The organism is Microbispora siamensis, from assembly GCF_016863095.1.
GTDB lineage: Bacteria > Actinomycetota > Actinomycetes > Streptosporangiales > Streptosporangiaceae > Microbispora > Microbispora siamensis.
On the sequence record NZ_BOOF01000027.1, the window covers coordinates 135,598 to 153,642 of the forward strand.

Below are 18,045 nucleotides of genomic sequence, written 5' to 3' on the forward strand. Positions count from 1 at the left end.
GGATCACGGCTTTCGTTCGTCAAGTGTCATGGAAGTTTCTGTCCGTTATTAGCCCCAAGGCGGGGAATGTGAGGTTATTAGCGCAGATCACGGACAATGTGGTCGTAATCTCCCAAATTCGCCGCATGACCAGGGATTGACAGCGCCCCTTACCCCACCTACGCTCCGTGGGAGCGCTCCCAGACCAGGTGCTCCTTCAATGATGCCGGCGCTCCTGTGAATGGACGCTGGCGCTCCTGTCAATGGATGCTGTGGTGCTCCTGTCCCTGGCAGCGGGGCCCGGCGTCGAGCGCGCCCTCGACCAGAGACGCACCAGGAGCGGACCACCTGTGATCGTCACCGCTGCACCGGCCCGGAGCCCGCGGCATGCCCTCTACGACGGGGATCTCCGCTCACTCCTCCTCATCAGGCACTTCGAACGCGCCCTGCTCCGCCTGTTCGAGCAGGGCGTGCTGAGCGGCACCACCCACACCTGCCTCGGGCAGGAGTACGTCCCGGTCGCGCTGTCGGCCCTGCTCCGCGACGACGACTTCGTGTTCAGCAACCACCGGGGGCACGGCCACTTCCTCGCCCGCCATCCCGACCCGCACGGACTGCTCGCCGAGATCATGGGGCGGGAGGGCGCGCTGTGCGGGGGCGTCGGCGGCAGCCAGCACATCTACCACCGGCGTTTCCTGTCCACCGGGGTGCAGGGCGAGAGCCTGCCCGTGGCGACCGGGGTGGCCCTGAAGCTGGCCGGCTCGGGAGCGCTGGCCTGCGCGTACATCGGAGACGGCACCTGGGGTGAGGGCGCCGTCTACGAAGCGCTGAACATGGCGTCCCTGTGGCGGGTGCCGCTGCTGGTCGTGGTCGAGCACAACGGCATCGCCCAGTCGACCCCCACGTCCGCGCAGATGGCCGGCACCATCGCCGCCCGGGCCGCGGCCTTCGGCGTCCGCCACCACCACGTCACGTCCACCGACGTGGGCGAGATCAGGGAGGCCCTCGCCCCGCTGGTCGACACCGTGCGGGCCGAGCCGTCCCCGCTGGTCGTCGAGTTCGCCACGCACCGCCTAGGACCGCACAGCAAGGGCGACGACACCCGCCCGCCCGAGGAGATCCGCCGGGCCCGGGAGTCCGACTGGTACGACCGGTACGCCGAGGCCGATCCCGAGCGGTTCGCCCGGATCGACCGGGAGCAGCGAGAGCTCGTCGAGCGGGTGGTCGCCGAGGTCTCCGCCCGCCCCCACTCCCGGCCGGGAGGATCGGCGTGACCAGGGTCTCCGAGCACATCAACCAGGCGCTGCACGATCTCATGGAGTCCGACCCCTCGGTCCACCTGCTCGGCGAGGACGTCAGCGACCCCTACGGCGGCGCGTTCAAGGTCACCCGGGGACTGTCCGACCGCTTCGGCTCCCGGGTGAGGTCCACGCCGCTGAGCGAGGGCGCGATCGCCGGGGTCGGGGCCGGGCTGGCCCTGGCCGGCGACAAGGCCATCGTCGAGATCATGTTCTCCGACTTCGTGGCGCTGGCGTTCGACCAGATCACGAACTTCGCCGCCAAGTCCACCTCCATGTACGGCAGGCCCGTGCCGGTGCCGCTCGTGGTGCGCTGCCCCACGGGCGGAAACCGCGGTTACGGCCCGACCCACAGCCAGAACCCGCAGAAGCACTTCATCGGCGTGCCGGGGCTGTCCCTGTTCGAGATGACGCCGTTCCACGACGCGGGCGAGCTGTTCGCCCGGATGTTCCGGCTTGCGCGGCCCTGCCTGTTCTTCGAGGACAAGGTCCTGTACACGCGGCAGATGTACCGCACGGACGACCTGTTCCGGTTCGAGCTGGTCGACGACGTGGCGCGGGTGTACCTCGACGGCGCGGGCCGGCCCGACTGCACGCTGATCACCCATGGCGGGCTCGTCCACCGGGCGCTCGACGCCATGCGGACGCTGCTCCTCGAGGACGACCTGGTCTGCGAGCTGCTGGTGCCCGCCCAGCTCTACCCCGTGCCCCGTCTGCCGGGGCTGGAGGACGCGCGGCACGTTTGCGTCGTCGACGACGGGACCGAGGGCGGCAGCTGGGCGGCCGAGGTGGCCACGGCGCTCTACCCGCGCCTGTGGGGCCGCCTGCGCCGCCCGATCACACTGGTCAACTCGGCGGACGGGGTGATCCCCGCCGCCCCCCATCTGGAACGCGAGGTGCTCGTGCAGGCCGACAGCATCAGGGCCGCGGTCAAGGAGGGCCTGTCGTGACCGACTTCCGGGTGCCCAAGCTCAACAACAACGACACGGCGTACGTCCTGGTCGAGTGGCTGGCCGAGGACGGGCAGGCGGTGCGGGACGGCGATCCGATCGTGCTGCTTGAGACGTCCAAGGCGACCGAGGAGGTCGAGGCGCCGGCGGACGGCGTCCTGCGGCGGCTGCTCGCCGAGGGGGCCGAATGCGAGCCCGGGCAGGTGATCGCCCGCCTGCTCGGGTCCGCGGACGAGGCCTCCGGGGAGAGCGCGGGCGGGCCTGCTCAGGAGGCCGCGGGGAAGGCCGCGGACGAGCACCCGGGCGGGCCGCAGACCCCGGCGCCGTCCGGCGACGCCTCCGGCGTCGTCGTCACGGCGCCCGCGCGCGAACTGATCGAGGCGCACGGCATCGCCATGGAGCGGGTGTACGCCCTCGGCCGGAAGGTGATCAGGCGGACCGACGTCGAGGAACTTCTCGGCGGCCAGGCGTCCTCCCCCGCCGCCGTCGCGGACGCCGCCCCGGCCGCGAACGACGCGGGCGGGGACGACGACGCACAGTGGATCACGCTGTCGCGGGCACAGCAGCGGACGGCCGAGGTCGTCGAGCGGTCCCGGCGCGAGATCCCCGCGGCCTTCACGGCGATGAACGCCGACGTGACCGAGGTCCTGTCGCTCGCCCGCGACCTCACCCGCCGGCTGCGCACCCTGGTCGGCCTGCCCGAGATGGTGGTGAAGGCGGTCGGCGGGCTGCTCGACCGCTTCCCGATGTTCTTCGCCGAGCCCGGCCCCGGCCCACGGGCGAGAAGGGCCGCCACCGCCGACGTGGGCGTCACCGTCGACGTGGGCCGGGGGCTGTTCATCCCGGTCGTCCGCGACGCGGGCAACCGGCCGCTCGCGGAGATCGCCGGCGACCTGGTCGGCTTCCGCAAGACGGCGCTCACCGGGTCGTTCCGGGAACGCGACCTCCAAGGCGGCGCCATCACGCTCACCCTGCACACGCACGACGGCATCGTGTTCGCCGTCCCGATCGTCTTCCCCGGCCAGACGTGCGCGCTGGCGCTGACCGCGCCGCGCTCGGAGGTCGTCCCGGACGGATCGGGCTTCGCCGTACGCAAGACCGCCACAATAGGCCTCGCATACGACCACCGTTTCATCAACGGTCGCGATGCCGCGGAGTTCCTCGGCGAACTCCGCACGGCGCTCGAATCACCCGCGCGATTCCTCACCGAGAATGGTTGACATCCTCCCCTCCCTGACGGGAGGGGTTTCCAACCGTCGCCGGTCGGGCTTCCTGCTTCACCGCCGGTCGCCCCGTCCGAGAGGTCTCTCGTTGAGGTCTTACACCAGCTCCACAGGCGTTTCACCTCTCCGCCGGCCCGGCGGCGAGGATGTTCTTCGCGGCGTTGACGTCCCGGTCGTGGACCACGCCGCAGGCGCATTCCCAGGTCCGAACGTTCAACCGCATCGACTCGTGCAGCGCCCCGCACGCAGAGCACAGCTTGGAGGAGGGAAACCACCGGTCCACGACCAGCACCTCCCGCCCGTACCACCGCGCTTTGTACTCCAGCATCGACCGCAGTTCCCGCCACGAGGCGTCGGAGATGGCGCGGGCCAGCGAGCCGTTCTTGAGCATGTTGCGGACGGTGAGGTCCTCGATCACGACCGTTTGGTTCTCACGGACGAGCCGAGTCGAAAGCTTGTGCAGGAAGTCCCGGCGGCGGTCGGTGATCCGGGCGTACACGCGGGCGAGCCTACGCCGGGCCTTGGCCCGGTTCGCGCTGCCCTTGGCTTTCCGGGCGAGCGTCCGCTGCGCCTTGGCCAGGCGCTTGCGGGCGGCTCGTTCATGTCGGGGGTTGGCGACCTTGCCGTCCTCGTCGGTCAGGCCGTCGACCGGGCGGGACAACGTGAGGAGGCTCGTGAGCCCCGCGTCCACGCCGACCTGGGCGTCCACGGGAGGCAACGGTGTGATCGTCTCCTCCACGAGGAGGGACACGAACCACCGCCCCGCCGCGTCCTTGCTCACGGTCACGGTGGACGGCTGCGCACCTTGCGGAAGCGGACGCGACCACACGATGTCCAGCGGGGCGTCCATCTTCGCCAGCCACAACCGGCCGTCCCGCCACCGGAACGCCGACCGGGTGTACTCCGCGCTGGCGCGGGACTTCTTGCGGGACTTGAACGCCGGGTACTTGGCCCGGCGCGCGAAGAAGTTCGCGAACGCGGCCTGCAGATGCCGCAGCGCCTGCTGCAGGGGGACGGAGGAGACCTCCGACAGGAAGTCGTAGTCTCCGCTGCGCTTCCACTGGGTGAGCATCGCCGAGGACTCCGCATAGGACACCCGGCGACCCTGCGCGGTGTAGGCGCGGGTGCGCTCCTCCAGGGCCTTGTTGTAGACCAGGCGCACGCATCCGAACGTCCGGGCAAGCTCTTCGGCTTGCCCGGGGGTCGGGTAGAAGCGGTACTTGTACGCCCGCTTCACGATCCGCGCCACGCCTCACATCGTGCCACTCGATCGGTCCAGGATCGTACGTGTGTTCCTACGGCGGTTCGCCTTATGGCGAACCGCCTGCCCCTGCCCTACTCCGCAGGGAGTCCGCTTCGTCCCCCGCCCCAAGGCGGGGGTTTCCTCGGAGGTTTCTGATGAAATCACCCGCACGGTTTCCGGCCGACTTCGTCTGGGGCGCGTCCACCGCGGCGTACCAGATCGAGGGCGCGACCACGGAGGACGGCCGCGGGCCCTCGGTGTGGGACACGTTCTGCGCGGTCCCCGGCAACGTACGCGACGGTGACAGCGGGGAGCACGCCGCCGACCACTACCACCGCTACAACGAGGACCTGGACCTCATCGCCGATCTGGGCCTGGGCAGCTACCGCTTCTCCATCGCCTGGCCGCGGATCCAGCCGACCGGCTCGGGCAAGCCCAACCAGAAGGGCCTCGACTTCTACCGCCGGCTCGTGGACGGGCTGGCAGAACGCGGCGTCCGGCCGATGGCCACGCTCTTCCACTGGGACCTGCCGCAGGAGCTGCAGGACCGAGGGGGCTGGGAGAACCGGGACACGGCCGAACGCTTCGCGGAGTACGCCGAGATCTGCTTCGACGCCCTGGAGATCAGGGACTGGCTGACGATCAACGAGCCCAAGACCGTGGTCGACTGCGGATACCGCTTCGGCACCCACGCGCCGGGCTTCAAGGACGACGCGCGCGCGTTCGTCGCCTGCCACCACCTGCTGCTCGCCCACGGCCTCGCCTCGCGAGTGCTGCACGAGCGGCACCCCGGACGCCGCATCGGGCCGGCGCTCAACCTGCACCCCACCTACCCGGCCGACGACACACCGGAGGCGCGCGAGGCGGCCCACCACCAGGATGGGCTGGAGAACCGGCTCTACCTCGACCCCATCTTCAAGGGCCGCTACCCAGAGGACACGCTGCGCTGGATCTCCGAGCGCGGCCCGATGGCCGACCACATCCTCGACGGGGACCTCGGTGTCATCAGCGAGCCCATCGACGTGCTCGGCGTGCAGTACTACACGCCGGTCTTCGTGGACGGCAAGGGCGAGCGGGTCTTCCTGCACGAGCGGGCCCAGGCCGAGTGGCTGGAGATCTACCCCGAGGGCCTGCACGACATTCTCGTCCGGGTGCAGCGCGACTACCCGGGCGTGCCGATGGTCATCACCGAGAACGGCCTGGCCGTCGTGGACGGGGTCGACGCCGACGGCCGCGTCCGCGACGAGCGGCGGATCGCGTACCTGCGCGACCACCTGAGCGCGATGCACCGCGCGATGGAGGCCGGGGCCCAGGTCGAGGGCTACCACGTGTGGTCGCTGCTGGACAACTTCGAGTGGGCCGAGGGATACAGCCAGCGGTTCGGCATCGTGTACGTGGACTACACGACGCAGAAGCGCACCCCGAAGGACAGCGCGCTCTGGTACCGCGACGTCGTGAAGAGCGGCGAGCTGCGCTGAGACCCGTCCGGGCCCGCGCGGCCCGGTGACAGGCCCGGTGACAGGCTGGGTGCGCGACGCGCCATGCCTGTTATCGGGCCGGCGGACTTCCCGCCGCCGTCCCGGTCTTCTCCCGGCGCGCAGCGACGGCGACCCGCCGTGCGGAAATCCGGTCCCGTCCGGTGCGGTGGCCGGTCCGCGCCGGGGCGTCGCGGCGCGATTCCACCGATTCCCCGGGCCATTTTCCGCGGCATGGCCCACACGCGGCCGCGCGTATTCGCGCGCCCGGGACATCTTGTACGGCGGCGCGATGACGGCCGTCCGGAGCAGCTGAAACTTTCAGCACGGAGTGGTGGGCGATCGCCCATGCACGTGCATATGAGAACCGGTCTACGGCAAATCGGTGCCGTTATACCGATCTAAGCGATAATCCCGAGAATAAGTTGACGCGCCCGCCGAAAAGACTTAGCTTTACCCGCTATGGGAGCGCTCCCATAACTCTCCCACCCCGCTTGGATCAAGGGCGATGAGCTGGGATAAAGTCCCTGCATACCGTCAGATGACCCGCTTCTTGACGTCGCGTCAGCGAGAGGACTCCCCCGTGCCCGATTACACGATTGCCGGCGGCGGATACCAGGCCACGATCAGCGAGCGGGGCGGCGCGCTCCGGGCGCTGCTCCACGAGGGCCGCGAACTGGTGACGAGCTGGCCGGAAGGCGGGCCGGTCCCCTACTACAGCGGCACCATCCTGGCTCCGTGGCCGAACCGCGTGGTCGGCGGCACGTACGTCTTCGAGGGGCAGCGCCGCCACCTGCCGGTGAACGAGCCCGACCGCGGCCATGCCCTGCACGGCCTCGTGGCCGAGCTCGACTGGAAGTGCGCGGAGCTGCTGTCGGTCGAGGACCACCACGGCCACGTACGGCTGACGCACGTAGTGGAGCCCACCGAGGGCTACCCGCACAGGATCGCGCTGGAGGTGCGGCACTCGGTGTCCGAGGAGGGCCTGTCGACCACGCTGACGGCGCAGAACGTGGGCGAGACGGCGGCGCCGTACGGCTGCGGGCCGCACCCGTGGCTGCTGGCCGGGCCCGACGTCACCGCCTACGAGCTCGGCCTGCCGGCCGGGCGGGTGCTGCTCACCGACGACCTGCTCGCCCCCACCGACCTGGTGGAGGTCGCGGGCACGCCGTACGACTTCAGGACGCCGCGCGTGATCGGGGACACCGCCGTCGACCACGCCTTCACCGGCGTGACGGAGGGGCGCGTACGTGTGCTCGGGCCCGAGGGCGGGGTGGAGCTCACCTGGGACCCGGCGGTGCTGCCGTGGGTCCAGATCTGCACCGGCACGGGGCTCGGCCACCGGGGGCTGGCCGTGGAGCCGATGACCTGCCCGCCCGACGCGTTCAACTCGGGCACGGATCTGATCGTTTTGCAGCCGGGGGACAAGCACGAGGCCACGTGGACCATCGCGGTCACCACTCCGTCATTGGAAGGCTGAATGGACAGCAGGACGAAAAGGCGGTTGTCCCCCGCGCAGCTCGACGAGATCACCCGTGACGCGCTGGGCTGCGGGGTGACCTCGTCGGAGGAGCTCACCGACGGCTTCGCCAACGCCGTCTGGCGGCTCGGCCTCGACGACGGACGTCAGGTGGTGCTGAAGCTCGGGCCGCCGCCCGACCTGAGGTTGCTGGCCTACGAGCGGCACCTGCTGCGCACCGAGGCGATGGTCTACCACCTCGCCCAGCCCGTGGGGCTGCCGATGCCCGACCTGCTCAAGGCGTCGTTCGACGACCCGCTGCTCGGCGGCGACTACCTCATCCTGTCCGCGCTCGACGGGGTGCCGTGGAACCGGACGTCGCTCAGCCCCGCGGAGGAGGGCGCGCTGCGGTTCGAGCTGGGCCGCCACCTCGCCCGCCTCCACGCCATCCCGGGCACGGGCGTCTTCGGCTACCCGTACGCGGGGCTGACCGGCCGGACCTGGCGGGAGGCGTTCCTCGTCATGATCGGCGCGCTGCTCGACGACGCGGTCTACTACAGCACCCCGCTCCCCGCGACGATCGTGGAGATCGTCGGGCTCGTCCACATGAACGCGCACGTCCTCGACCAGGTCACCAACCCGTCGCTGGTGCACTTCGACATGTGGCCGGGCAACGTGTTCCTGAACGGCGACAAGCGCGTCCAGGCGCTCATCGACCACGAGAGGGCGTTCTGGGGCGATCCGCTGGCCGACTTCGTCACCCCCACCATCTTCGGCGAGCTGCGCGAGGACGATCCGATGCTCGCCGGCTACCGGCAGGAGGGCGGCCCGCTGACGCTGGACCACGCCGCCCGCCTCCGGATCGCCCTCTACCGGGTCTACCTCTATCTGATCATGCTGGTGGAGGACGGCCCGAGGCAGTATCCGGAGGAGTCCTACGCCCCCACCAGGGACATCACCACGCGGTCACTGGTCGCCTGCCTGGACGTGCTGCGCGCGGGACACCGGGAGGGCGGGCAGCGTCAGGCCGCCCCCCACGCCCGCGTCTGAGCGTCCGGGACCGGGAAAGAGAACGGGAGTCACGCCTCCAGCGTGAGGGACTGCGAGCCGCACCCGTTGCCGGTGTGCGGCTCGGAGTCGCCGGTCGCGGCGAGGGCCGCGGGCGCTCCGACGGTCAGCGACGCCACCAGGGACAGGACCATCGCCCCGGCCGCGACGCGGGGCAGGTGACTGACACGAGCACTCACAACGGACTCCAGACGGCCGACTCCATTGATCACAAAATAGCGGTCCCGCACGCGCTCCGGTAGGCCCACATCTGGCGGGCCGGTCCCCCGCATGAGATAATTTCAGCGGGTGATGAATTATGGAGACGACATGTGTGATCGCGGGCGGCGGGCCCGCGGGGGCCATGCTCGCGCTGCTCCTGGCCCGCGCGGGCGTCGACGTCACTTTGCTGGAGAAGCACGCGGACTTCCTGCGTGACTTCCGCGGTGACACCATCCATCCCTCGACCCTCCAGGTCCTGGACGAGATCGGCCTGGCCGAGGCGTTCCACCGGCTGCCGCACCGCAAGGCGTACGAGATGTCCCTGCGGACCGACGACGGCCAGGTGCCCGTCGCCGACCTGCGGCGCCTGCCGGGCAAGTACCAGTACATCGCCTTCGTCCCGCAGTGGGACTTCCTCGACCTCCTCACCCGCGAGGCGGCCGCGTATCCCCACTTCCACCTCCTGATGAACGCCAAGGTCGTCGATCTCGTACGGCACGACGGCGCGATCCGCGGGGTGCGCTATCGCGACGAGCGGGGCGAGGAGCACGAGATACGGGCCGTGCTCACGGTCGCCGCCGACGGCCGGCACTCCGACGTACGGCGGGCGGCGGGCCTGGCGCCGAGACGGTTCGGCGCCCCGATGGACGTCGTCTGGTTCCGGCTGCCGCGGGCGGAGGACGACCCCGAGCAGCCGTTCCTGCGGGCGTCGGCCGGACGGCTCATGGTCGCCATCAACAGGGAGACGTACTGGCAGCTCGCCTACGTCATCCCGAAGGGCGGCTTCGCCGCACTCGAGGCGAAGGGCGTCGACGGGCTGCGCCGCGAGGTGGAACGGCTGCTGCCCTTCCTCGGCGGCAGGACCTCCGAGCTGCACGGCTTCGACGAGGCCGGCGTGCTCAGCGTCGAACTGAACCGGCTCACGCGCTGGCACCTGCCCGGGCTGCTGCTGATCGGCGACGCGGCCCACGCGATGTCGCCGGTGTTCGGCGTCGGGATCAACCTCGCGGTGCAGGACGCGGTCGCGGCCGCCAACATCGTCGGCCCGGCCCTGCTGCGCGGCCGGGCCCCCGACGCGCTGCTCGCCCGGGTGGAGCGCCGCAGGAAGGTGCCCACGGTCGTCGTGCAGACCGCGCAGCGGGTGGTGCAGGAACGCCTCATCCGGCCCGCGCTCGCCGGTCCCGTGGGGCCGATCCCCGACCTCACCCGCGTGCCGGTGGTGCGCTCGCTGCTGCCCCGATTCATCGGGCTCGGCGTGCTGCCCGAGCACGTACGTCTTCCGCCGCGAGAAAAAAGATCTCAGCAAATGGACAGGAAGGGGCCCACACGGGACGTGTTGCAATAACCTTGGTTCCCGTGAGCGCAACGAACCCCGACACCTTGAGTGCCCTGGACACCTCGAGCGCCCTGGACACCTGGCGTGATCTCCCCGCGGCCCAGCAGCCGGACTGGCCCGACCGCGGCGAGCTGGACAAGGTCGTCGCGGAGCTGGCGTCCCTGCCCCCGCTGGTGTTCGCCGGCGAGTGCGACCAGCTCAAGGACAGCATGGCCGCCGTGGCGCGCGGGGAGGCGTTCGTCCTGCAGGGCGGCGACTGCGCCGAGACCTTCGCGGGCGCGACGGCCGAGAACGTGCGCAACAAGCTCAAGACTCTGCTGCAGATGGCGATCGTGCTGACCTACGCCGGCCGCGTCCCGGTCGTGAAGATCGGGCGGCTCGCCGGGCAGTTCGCCAAGCCGCGGTCCAAGCCCATGGAGATCCGCGACGGCGTCGAGCTTCCGGCCTACCGGGGCGACATGGTCAACGGCTTCGACTTCACCGCCGAGTCCCGCCGCCCCGACCCGAACCGGCTGCTGCGCGCCTACCACTCGGCGGCGGTCACGCTGAACCTCACGCGGGCCTTCACCAAGGGCGGCTACGCCGACCTGCGTCAGGTCCACGCCTGGAACCAGGACTTCGTCGCGGAGTCCCCGGCGGGCCGGCGCTACGAGCAGCTCGCGCGGGAGATCGACCAGGCACTCTCGTTCATGCGGGCCTGCGGCGCCGAGCCCGAGGAGTTCCACACCGTGGAGTTCTACTCCTCCCACGAGGCCCTGATCCTCGACTACGACCGGGCGCTCACCCGGATCGACTCGCGCACGGGCCTGCCGTACGACGTGTCGGCGCACATGGTGTGGATCGGCGAGCGCACCCGGCAGCTCGACGGGGCGCACGTCGAGTTCTTCAGCCGCATCCGCAACCCGATCGGCGTGAAGCTCGGCCCGACGACCACGCCGGAAGAGGCCATCGCGCTGATCGACAAGCTCAACCCGGACAACGAGCCCGGCCGGCTCACCTTCATCACCCGGATGGGCGCGGGCAAGGTCCGCGACGCGCTGCCGACGCTGGTGGACAAGGTCAACGCGAGCGGCGCCACGGTGGCCTGGGTGTGCGATCCGATGCACGGCAACACCTTCGAGGCGCCGAGCGGCCACAAGACCCGCCGCCTCGACGACGTGCTGGACGAGGTCGCGGGCTTCTTCGAGGTGCACCACGCGCTCGGCACCCACCCCGGCGGCATCCACATCGAGTTCACCGGCGACGACGTGACCGAGTGCGTGGGCGGCGGGCACGCGATCGTGGAGGAGGACCTGGCGCTGCGGTACGAGACCGCGTGCGACCCCCGCCTCAACCGCGGTCAGTCGCTCGACCTCGCCTTCCGCGTCGCGGAGCTGTACCGGTCGAGCTGACCTGCATCGCCTGATCGGGTCGTCTGAATCCGCCGTCGCCCTCCGATCAATCGGACGGGGTGACGGCGGTTTCCGTTTGCGGGCACAGCCCGACGCCTCAGCTGTTCTTGGCCTCCGCCTCGATCTGGGCGCGGATGGCGTCCATGTCGAGCGCGCGCAACTGCCGGATCAGGTCCTCGAGTGCCGGCGCGGGAAGGGCGCCCGGCTGGGCGAACACCACGATGCCGTCGCGGATCGCCATGATCGTCGGGATCGCGGTGATCTCGAAGCCCTCCGACAGGGCGGGCTGCGCCTCAGTGTCGATCTTGCCGAAGGTGATGTCCTTGTGCTCCTCGGACGCCTTTTCGAAAATCGGCGCGAAGGACCGGCAGGGGCCGCACCAGGAGGCCCAGAAATCGAGCAGTACGATGCCGTTGTCGGCGATGTCGTTGAAGTTCTTCTCGGTTACCTCGATGGTCGCCACGGGCGACTCCTTTCGCTCGGTCTTCAGCGGGCATAACCAGCCGGACAATCCCAGCATTCCATTTCGTGATGAGCCTCGTGTGATTGGGCAGGAGACCTCCTTGACCTAGAAGGAGCCCCGGATGACGACTCATGCCGTACGGCCGACCGACTTGGCGGCCCCGAAGGGCCCGGGCGCCCGGATCGCCTCATGGTTGTCGAGCACGGACCACAAGGTGATCGGCAACCTCTACTTCATCGCCACGTTCTTCTTCTTCCTGGTCGGCGGCCTGCAGGCGATGGTCATCCGGGCGGAGCTCTTCGAGCCCGGCATGCAGTTCGTCACGTTGCAGCAGTACAACCAGCTGTTCACGCTGCACGGCACCATCATGCTGCTGTTCTTCGCGACGCCGTTGTTCGCCGGGTTCGCCAACGCGATCATGCCGCTGCAGATCGGCGCTCCGGACGTGGCGTTCCCGAGGCTGAACATGGCGAGCTACTGGCTGTTCCTCTTCGGCGGCCTGATGGTCGTCGGGTCGTACTTCGCGGGCGGGGCGCCGACGTTCGGCTGGACGGGCTACACTCCGCTGTCGGCCGCGCCGTTCACCCCGCAGCTCGGCGGGGATCTGTGGATCATGGGCCTGGCCCTGTCCGGCCTCGGGACCATCCTCGGCTCGGTCAACTTCATCACGACGATCATGTGCATGCGCGCCCCGGGCATGACGATGTTCCGGATGCCGATCTTCACGTGGAACGTGTTCTTCACCTCGATCCTCGTGCTGATCGCCTTCCCGGTGCTCGCCGCCGCGCTGCTGGCACTGGAGATCGACCGCAAGCTGGGCGCCCACATCTACGACCCCCAGACCGGCGGCCCGCTTCTGTGGCAGCACCTGTTCTGGTTCTTCGGCCATCCGGAGGTCTACATCATCGCGCTGCCGTTCTTCGGCATCGTCACCGAGGTGATCCCGGTCTTCAGCCGCAAGCCGCTGTTCGGGTACGTCGGGATGGTCGGCGCGACGATCGCGATCACCGCGCTGTCGGTCACCGTGTGGGCGCACCACATGTTCGCCACAGGGAACGTGCTGCTGCCGTTCTTCTCGCTGATGACGTTCCTGATCGCCGTGCCCACGGGGGTGAAGTTCTTCAACTGGACCGGCACGATGTGGCGGGGCCATCTCACGTTCGAGACGCCGATGCTGTGGTCGGTGGGATTCCTCGTGACGTTCCTGCTCGGCGGCCTGACGGGGGTGATCCTGGCGTCGCCGCCGCTGGACTTCCACGTGACCGACACCTACTTCGTGGTCGCCCACTTCCACTACGTGGTGTTCGGCACGGTGGTCTTCGCCATGTTCGCGGGCTTCTACTTCTGGTGGCCCAAGCTGACCGGGAGGATGCTGAACGAGCCGCTCGGAAAGATCCACTTCTGGATGCTGTTCATCGGGTTCCACATGACGTTCCTCATCCAGCACTGGCTCGGCGCGCAGGGCATGCCGCGGCGGTACGGCGACTACGCGGCCAGCGACGGCTTCACCTGGATGCACCAGGTGTCGAGCATCGGCGCGTTCCTGCTCGGGCTGTCCACCCTGCCGTTCCTCTACAACATCTGGTGGACGGTACGGCACGGGGAGAAGGTGACGGTGAACGACCCGTGGGGGCACTCCAACTCGCTGGAGTGGGCGACGTCCTGCCCGCCACCGCGCCACAACTTCGTGTCGATCCCGCCGATCCGGTCCGAGCGGCCCGCCTTCGACCTGCGTTACCCGCGTCTCGGCGGTAAGCCGGGTGAGCCGCCGGAGACCAAGCGGGACTTCGTCGATCCCAACGCCTGACCTGCGATAGGGGCCCCCGTCGCCGGGGGCCCCTTCGCGTGCGGATCGTCAGCCCTTGCCGCCGGGCAGGTTCAGCCCGATCAGCAGCGGGTCGTGGTCGGAGGAGCGGAACGCGTCGGGCCGGTACAGGCTCGGCGGGTTGAACTCCAGGTTGTAGTCGAGGATGCGCGGCTCGTCGGCGTTGACGTGCCAGATGGTCGCCCCGGTCACCCGCTTGACGAGCTGCTTGCCGGCCATCGCGTGGTCGAGCTCGCCCGACAGCCCGTTGAACAGGTAGCTGTAGCGCTGCGCCGCGGGGACGAACCGCTTGGACAGGCTGGTCAGGCCGCCGGCCTCCAGGGTGTGGATCGGGTCCTCCTCGCCGTACGCGTTGAGGTCGCCGATCACCAGCGGGTTCGGCAGGTCCATCGAGTCGATGAGGCCCAGCACGGCCTTGGCCTGCCGTACGCGCTCGGCGTTGTAGCAGCTCTGCCCGTCGCCCTGGTCGGCGTCGCCGCCGGTGGCCTCCTCGTCACAGCCCTTCGACTTGAAGTGGTTGACGAGCAGCGTGAACGGCTGGCCGCCGCCCACCCGGCGGAAGGTCTGGATCAGCGGCGGCCGCCGGAAGACGGGATCGGTCGAGGACCGCGTCTCCCCGACGGGGGTCAGCTTCGCCGGCTTGTAGATCGCGGCGACGTGGATGGCGTCGCTGCCCGGGTAGGGGTGGGTCAGGGCGGCGTACGTGCCCGCGCCCACCTCCGCGTTCAGGGCGTCGACCAGCGCGTTGACGGCCGTCTGGCCGTTGTTCTCGACCTCCATGAGCCCGACGACGTCGGCGTCGAGGCCCTTGAGCGTGGCGACGATCTTCTTGAGCTGCCGCTGCTGCTCCTCCGCGGTGTCGGCGCCGCGCGAGTCGAGCGTCGTGAACCAGTTGAGCGTGTTGAGGCTCGCGACGCGGACGTTCCCGCCGACCGGCAGAGGCGCCGGCAGCCGGGGGTTGGTCCGCAGGAAGGTGATCTGCTTGGTCGGCTCCAGCCGGTAGGCACCGAAGCCGTAGCTCAGCACGCCGGTGACGCCCACGGCGGTGTCGCCGAGCCGGACGACCTGCGGCGTCGTGTACGGGATGGTGGCGGGGTTCTCGGTGTTGGAGCCGTCGTCGACGAGCAGCGACCTGCGGGCGTCCAGCGCGGGGTTCACACCCTGCCGGTCGGTCGGCTGGAACAGCCGGCCGCCGGCGGCGACCGTCACCTCGCCGAACCGGCCGAGGTTGTAGTGGTCGGTCACGGTCAGCGGCTCGGGGAAGGTCACGAGCACGTTCTCGTACGGCTCGAAGGTGGCGCCGTCGGCCCGCGGCAGGTCGTAGGCCTTGGGCGTGACCGTCCCGGTGCCGCAGACGTCCACGGCCGTGACCGGGGACAGCTCGGTGAGCCCGTTGAACTCGGTGACCCGGCCGGTGACGAGCACTCGGTCACCGACCTTGACGTCCTTGAACGACGCCCGGGCGAACGCGAACAGGCCGTCGGAGGTGGCCGGGTCGGCGTCGGGCGTCGGGTCCTGGAAGTAGAAGCCGCTCTGCTGGCCGGTCTCCTGGAAGTCGCCGGTCACGATTCCCTCGACCCGGACGGTCTGCCCCACGAGCGGGGAGGCGGCGCCGCTGCCCTGGACCTCGGCGATCTGCCGGTTCGGCGGCACGTCGCACGGGACCGTGCTGGGCGTGGGCGACGGCGACGGCGAGGCGGAGGGCGACACCGAGGGCGACGCGGACGGTGAGGCGCTCGGCGAGGCGGACGGCGACGGCGACGGCGAGGCGACGCCGCAGGGAGCCGGGGGCGTCGCGGTGTTGCGCGGCGCGGGCGTCCCCGCGGCGAAGTCCGCGGCGTTGTCGTCGGTGTCCGCGCAGCCGCCGCCCGCGCGCACCGCGGCGGTGGAGTTGCTCAGGCCCGGGGCCGCCGCCGAGCCCTCGAAGTAGTTGGCCGTGCCGTACCCGACGAGGTCGGCGATCTGCGCGGTCTGCTCGGGCGTGCAGGGCGAGGAGCCGCCGTTGCAGGCAAGGCCCTCGGTCGAGCGGACCAGGACGACCTTGCCGGCCGTGGCGCTCAGGCTGAGGTTGCCGACGGTGTCGGCGGGCGGCAGCGTACCGCTCGGCGTCGATCCGGCGGAAAGCTGGACGAGGTGATACTGGCCGGGGGCGAGCGAGCCCGACAGGTTCTGCTTCTGGGAGCCGAACTGGCCGGTCCCGGTGGCACTGGTGTACTGGAGGGACCAGCCGTCCAGCGAGATCGCGGCGGTGCCGCGGTTGAACAGCTCGACGTAGTCGTTGGTGTAGGGGGCGCCGGAGTTGCCGCCGCCTCCGTACACCTGGCTGATCACCACGGCGCCCGGCTCGGCCGAGGCGGGCGCCGGCGACGCGACCGTGACGCCGGCGGTCAGGAGACCGGCGGCCGCGAGCGCGGCGACCGCGCGGGCGCCGCGTCTCGCGCCACGTCTCGTGTCGCGGCCACCGTGGTGGTCATCGGGAAAGGCCCGGGATAGAGCACGCATGTCCCGGACTTTAGGGGTAGACCACCGCGACACCAGGACCAATAAGTGTCTTTAACACAAACTTGTATGGATTTGCCGATTGCCTGACGTCGTATCCGTAGGCGTGCTGCCCTTGCGCGTCGCGGTTCGGGATGGATCGGTCCCATCCGGACGGTCCTCTCCGGATCCCCCGGTCAGCAGTGGACGACTGCCACCGGACAGGTGACCGCGTCGATCAGCGGCCGGGTGACAGAGCCGAGCCTGCCGAGCATCCCCCTGGCGCGGGTCGCGCCGACGACCAGCATGGTCGCACCGGGAGAGGCGTCGGCAAGGACGTCGAGCACGGGCCCCTCGCCGGACTGGAGCAGGGTGTGCACGTCGGGGTATCGCGCACGCCAGGGCCTCACGGCGGCTTCCAGGGCCTCGACGGCCTCCCTGCCGGGGACGTCGGACATCACCATGGGCGCCATGCCCGCGCTCCAGGCGGCGGCCGGGTAGCGCCAGGCGTGCACCGCGATCAGCGGCAGCGCGCGCAGGGCGGCCTCGCGGAAGGCGAAGGCGAGGACGTGGTCGTCGCCGCCGCCGACGCCCACGACGATGGGGCCGGGGTGCCTGCGGTGCGGCAGCGACCCCGTGCCGCGGACCACGATCACCGGGCAGAGCGCGTGCGTCGCGACGTGCCCCGCGACCGAACCCATCACCCGGCGGGCCGCCCCGCTCAGGCCGCGCGATCCCACGACGACCAGGTCGGCCGTCTCCGACAGCGCGACGAGCCGGTCGGAGGCCGGCCCCTCGAACAGGTCCTCCCGAACCCGGACGCCGCTGGTGCACTGCCGGGCGCACTCGGCGCCGTGCCACAGCACGTGCTCGGCCGCGTGGTGCAGGGACTTGCGCGCCTCCTCCTCGCCCGCGCCGTACGGCGACTGCCAGGCGTGGCAGACGGTGATGGGCGAGTCCCGGAACTCGGCCTCGTCCATCGCCCAGTCGAGCGCCTGCATGGCGAAGTCGGACCCGTCGTACCCGACGACGATGCCCGGGTTGGTGGCTGGGCCACCGGCCGGGCTGTTGGGTTCCATGCCCTCATGCTCCGCCCGGGCCGCACGGTCCGGCAGGGCGGAAAGTCCCGAGACCGGAGGGACATCCGGCCCCCGGCGGGATCAGGCCCGGCTGCCGGCGAGCACTCCGGGACGGCGGTCGTGCTCCATGCCCGGCAGCACGACGACGACCGGGCACCTGGCCCGCAGCAGGCAGGCGGAGACGACCGGGTTGAGCACGGGGTACGGCTCGGACTCGGCCTCGTGCGCGCCAAGCACCAGCAGGTCCGCGCCATCGGTTGCGCGCAGCAGCACCTGGGCCGGCGGACCCTCGACGACGACCGGCTCGACGTGGCGCTCGCCGAGTTCGGCGACGGCCTGGGCGGCGACGTCGAGAGCGGTCCTGTGCTCGTCCTCACGTGAGGTGCGGCTCGCGATCGGCGCGTAGTGGGCGTGCAGCCCGCCCGTCCACTCCCAGGCGTACACCGCCTCGACCCGCGCACCGCGCAGCGAACCCTCGGCGGCGGCCCACCGCAGTGCGGCCTGCGACGCCATCGACCCGTTGATGCCCACCACGATCTTCGGCTGGTTCACGTTCCGCCTCGCTCTCCGCTCTCAG

14 protein-coding genes and 1 pseudogene are annotated in these 18,045 nt (G+C 70.5%); 9 read left to right on the forward strand and 6 right to left on the reverse strand.

Annotation, left to right across the window (positions count from 1 at the left end; translation table 11 throughout):
- Positions 1 to 254 precede the first annotated feature (254 nt).
- From Msi02_RS22470 to Msi02_RS22480, 3 genes are read left to right on the forward strand one after another with little or no spacing between them, the layout of a single operon-like run.
- Complete coding sequence (locus tag Msi02_RS22470) at positions 255 to 1,253, forward strand: thiamine pyrophosphate-dependent dehydrogenase E1 component subunit alpha (RefSeq protein ID WP_239108613.1); 999 nt, start codon at positions 255 to 257, stop codon at positions 1,251 to 1,253.
- On the forward strand, positions 1,250 to 2,227 hold the full coding sequence (locus tag Msi02_RS22475) for an alpha-ketoacid dehydrogenase subunit beta (RefSeq protein WP_204050112.1): 978 nt from the start codon (positions 1,250 to 1,252) through the stop codon (positions 2,225 to 2,227). Before Msi02_RS22470 ends, Msi02_RS22475 begins: the two co-directional genes overlap by 4 nt.
- Positions 2,224 to 3,447 (forward strand): 2-oxo acid dehydrogenase subunit E2, encoded by a 1,224-nt coding sequence (locus tag Msi02_RS22480; RefSeq protein WP_204050113.1) that lies wholly within the window; start codon positions 2,224 to 2,226, stop codon positions 3,445 to 3,447. Before Msi02_RS22475 ends, Msi02_RS22480 begins: the two co-directional genes overlap by 4 nt.
- On the opposite strand, the pseudogene Msi02_RS22485 reads toward Msi02_RS22480, so the two are convergent.
- Positions 3,431 to 4,699: pseudogene (locus Msi02_RS22485) on the reverse strand (RNA-guided endonuclease InsQ/TnpB family protein). The gene Msi02_RS22480 and the pseudogene Msi02_RS22485 sit on opposite strands and share 17 nt — an antisense overlap.
- Before the next feature lie 149 nt (positions 4,700 to 4,848).
- On the opposite strand from Msi02_RS22485, the gene Msi02_RS22490 reads away from it, so the two are divergent.
- The 3 genes from Msi02_RS22490 to Msi02_RS22500 all read left to right on the forward strand — a co-directional run bounded on the left by Msi02_RS22490 (position 4,849) and on the right by Msi02_RS22500 (position 8,677).
- Positions 4,849 to 6,171: a GH1 family beta-glucosidase gene (locus Msi02_RS22490; protein ID WP_204050115.1), complete on the forward strand. Its 1,323-nt coding sequence runs from the start codon at positions 4,849 to 4,851 to the stop codon at positions 6,169 to 6,171.
- Between the two features lie 580 nt (positions 6,172 to 6,751).
- Positions 6,752 to 7,648, forward strand: coding sequence for an aldose 1-epimerase family protein (locus tag Msi02_RS22495; protein ID WP_239108614.1), 897 nt, complete (start codon positions 6,752 to 6,754; stop codon positions 7,646 to 7,648).
- The gene (locus tag Msi02_RS22500) at positions 7,649 to 8,677 is read left to right on the forward strand and encodes a phosphotransferase family protein (RefSeq protein ID WP_204050117.1); all 1,029 of its coding nucleotides are present in this window, start codon (positions 7,649 to 7,651) and stop codon (positions 8,675 to 8,677) included.
- Positions 8,678 to 8,706: 29 nt separating this feature from the next.
- Here the strand turns inward: Msi02_RS22500 and Msi02_RS22505 are convergent, their stop codons facing one another.
- Positions 8,707 to 8,874 (reverse strand): hypothetical protein, encoded by a 168-nt coding sequence (locus Msi02_RS22505; RefSeq protein ID WP_161627906.1) that lies wholly within the window; start codon positions 8,872 to 8,874, stop codon positions 8,707 to 8,709.
- A 119-nt stretch (positions 8,875 to 8,993) separates the two neighbouring features.
- Here Msi02_RS22505 and Msi02_RS22510 point away from each other — a divergent pair, with 119 nt between their 5' ends.
- Entirely contained in the window at positions 8,994 to 10,241 is a 1,248-nt protein-coding gene (locus Msi02_RS22510) for an FAD-dependent oxidoreductase (protein ID WP_204050118.1), read from the forward strand.
- A gap of 11 nt (positions 10,242 to 10,252) precedes the next feature.
- Entirely contained in the window at positions 10,253 to 11,623 is a 1,371-nt protein-coding gene (locus tag Msi02_RS22515; protein ID WP_079314555.1) for a class II 3-deoxy-7-phosphoheptulonate synthase, read from the forward strand.
- A gap of 97 nt (positions 11,624 to 11,720) precedes the next feature.
- Here Msi02_RS22515 and Msi02_RS22520 read toward each other — a convergent pair whose 3' ends face one another.
- Positions 11,721 to 12,086 carry a thioredoxin family protein gene (locus Msi02_RS22520; RefSeq protein WP_193204564.1) on the reverse strand — a complete coding sequence of 122 codons (366 nt, stop codon included), beginning with the start codon at positions 12,084 to 12,086 and terminating at the stop codon, positions 11,721 to 11,723.
- 121 nt (positions 12,087 to 12,207) lie between these two features.
- On the opposite strand from Msi02_RS22520, the gene ctaD reads away from it, so the two are divergent.
- Positions 12,208 to 13,893, forward strand: coding sequence for an aa3-type cytochrome oxidase subunit I (gene ctaD, locus Msi02_RS22525; RefSeq protein ID WP_204050119.1), 1,686 nt, complete (start codon positions 12,208 to 12,210; stop codon positions 13,891 to 13,893).
- Positions 13,894 to 13,941: 48 nt separating this feature from the next.
- Here ctaD and Msi02_RS22530 read toward each other — a convergent pair whose 3' ends face one another.
- The 3 genes from Msi02_RS22530 to Msi02_RS22540 form a co-directional block, all read right to left on the reverse strand.
- Positions 13,942 to 16,413, reverse strand: coding sequence for an ExeM/NucH family extracellular endonuclease (locus Msi02_RS22530; RefSeq protein ID WP_204050120.1), 2,472 nt, complete (start codon positions 16,411 to 16,413; stop codon positions 13,942 to 13,944).
- A gap of 173 nt (positions 16,414 to 16,586) precedes the next feature.
- Positions 16,587 to 17,468, reverse strand: a complete 882-nt coding sequence (locus tag Msi02_RS22535; protein ID WP_079314504.1) for a universal stress protein — start codon at positions 17,466 to 17,468, stop codon at positions 16,587 to 16,589.
- An 81-nt stretch (positions 17,469 to 17,549) separates the two neighbouring features.
- Positions 17,550 to 18,020 carry a universal stress protein gene (locus Msi02_RS22540; RefSeq protein WP_079314503.1) on the reverse strand — a complete coding sequence of 157 codons (471 nt, stop codon included), beginning with the start codon at positions 18,018 to 18,020 and terminating at the stop codon, positions 17,550 to 17,552.
- Positions 18,021 to 18,045 lie beyond the last annotated feature (25 nt).

Excerpts from the sequence above, each read along its gene's own strand:
- Msi02_RS22500 (WP_204050117.1), top strand. The coding sequence starts at position 7,649 with ATGGACAGCAGGACGAAAAGGCGGTTGTCCCCCGCGCAGCTCGACGAG.
- Msi02_RS22510 (WP_204050118.1), top strand. The coding sequence starts at position 8,994 with ATGGAGACGACATGTGTGATCGCGGGCGGCGGGCCCGCGGGGGCCATG.
- Msi02_RS22530 (WP_204050120.1), bottom strand. The coding sequence starts at position 16,413 with ATGCGTGCTCTATCCCGGGCCTTTCCCGATGACCACCACGGTGGCCGC.
- ctaD (WP_204050119.1), top strand. The coding sequence starts at position 12,208 with ATGACGACTCATGCCGTACGGCCGACCGACTTGGCGGCCCCGAAGGGC.
- Msi02_RS22490 (WP_204050115.1), top strand. The coding sequence starts at position 4,849 with ATGAAATCACCCGCACGGTTTCCGGCCGACTTCGTCTGGGGCGCGTCC.
- Msi02_RS22535 (WP_079314504.1), bottom strand. The coding sequence starts at position 17,468 with ATGGAACCCAACAGCCCGGCCGGTGGCCCAGCCACCAACCCGGGCATC.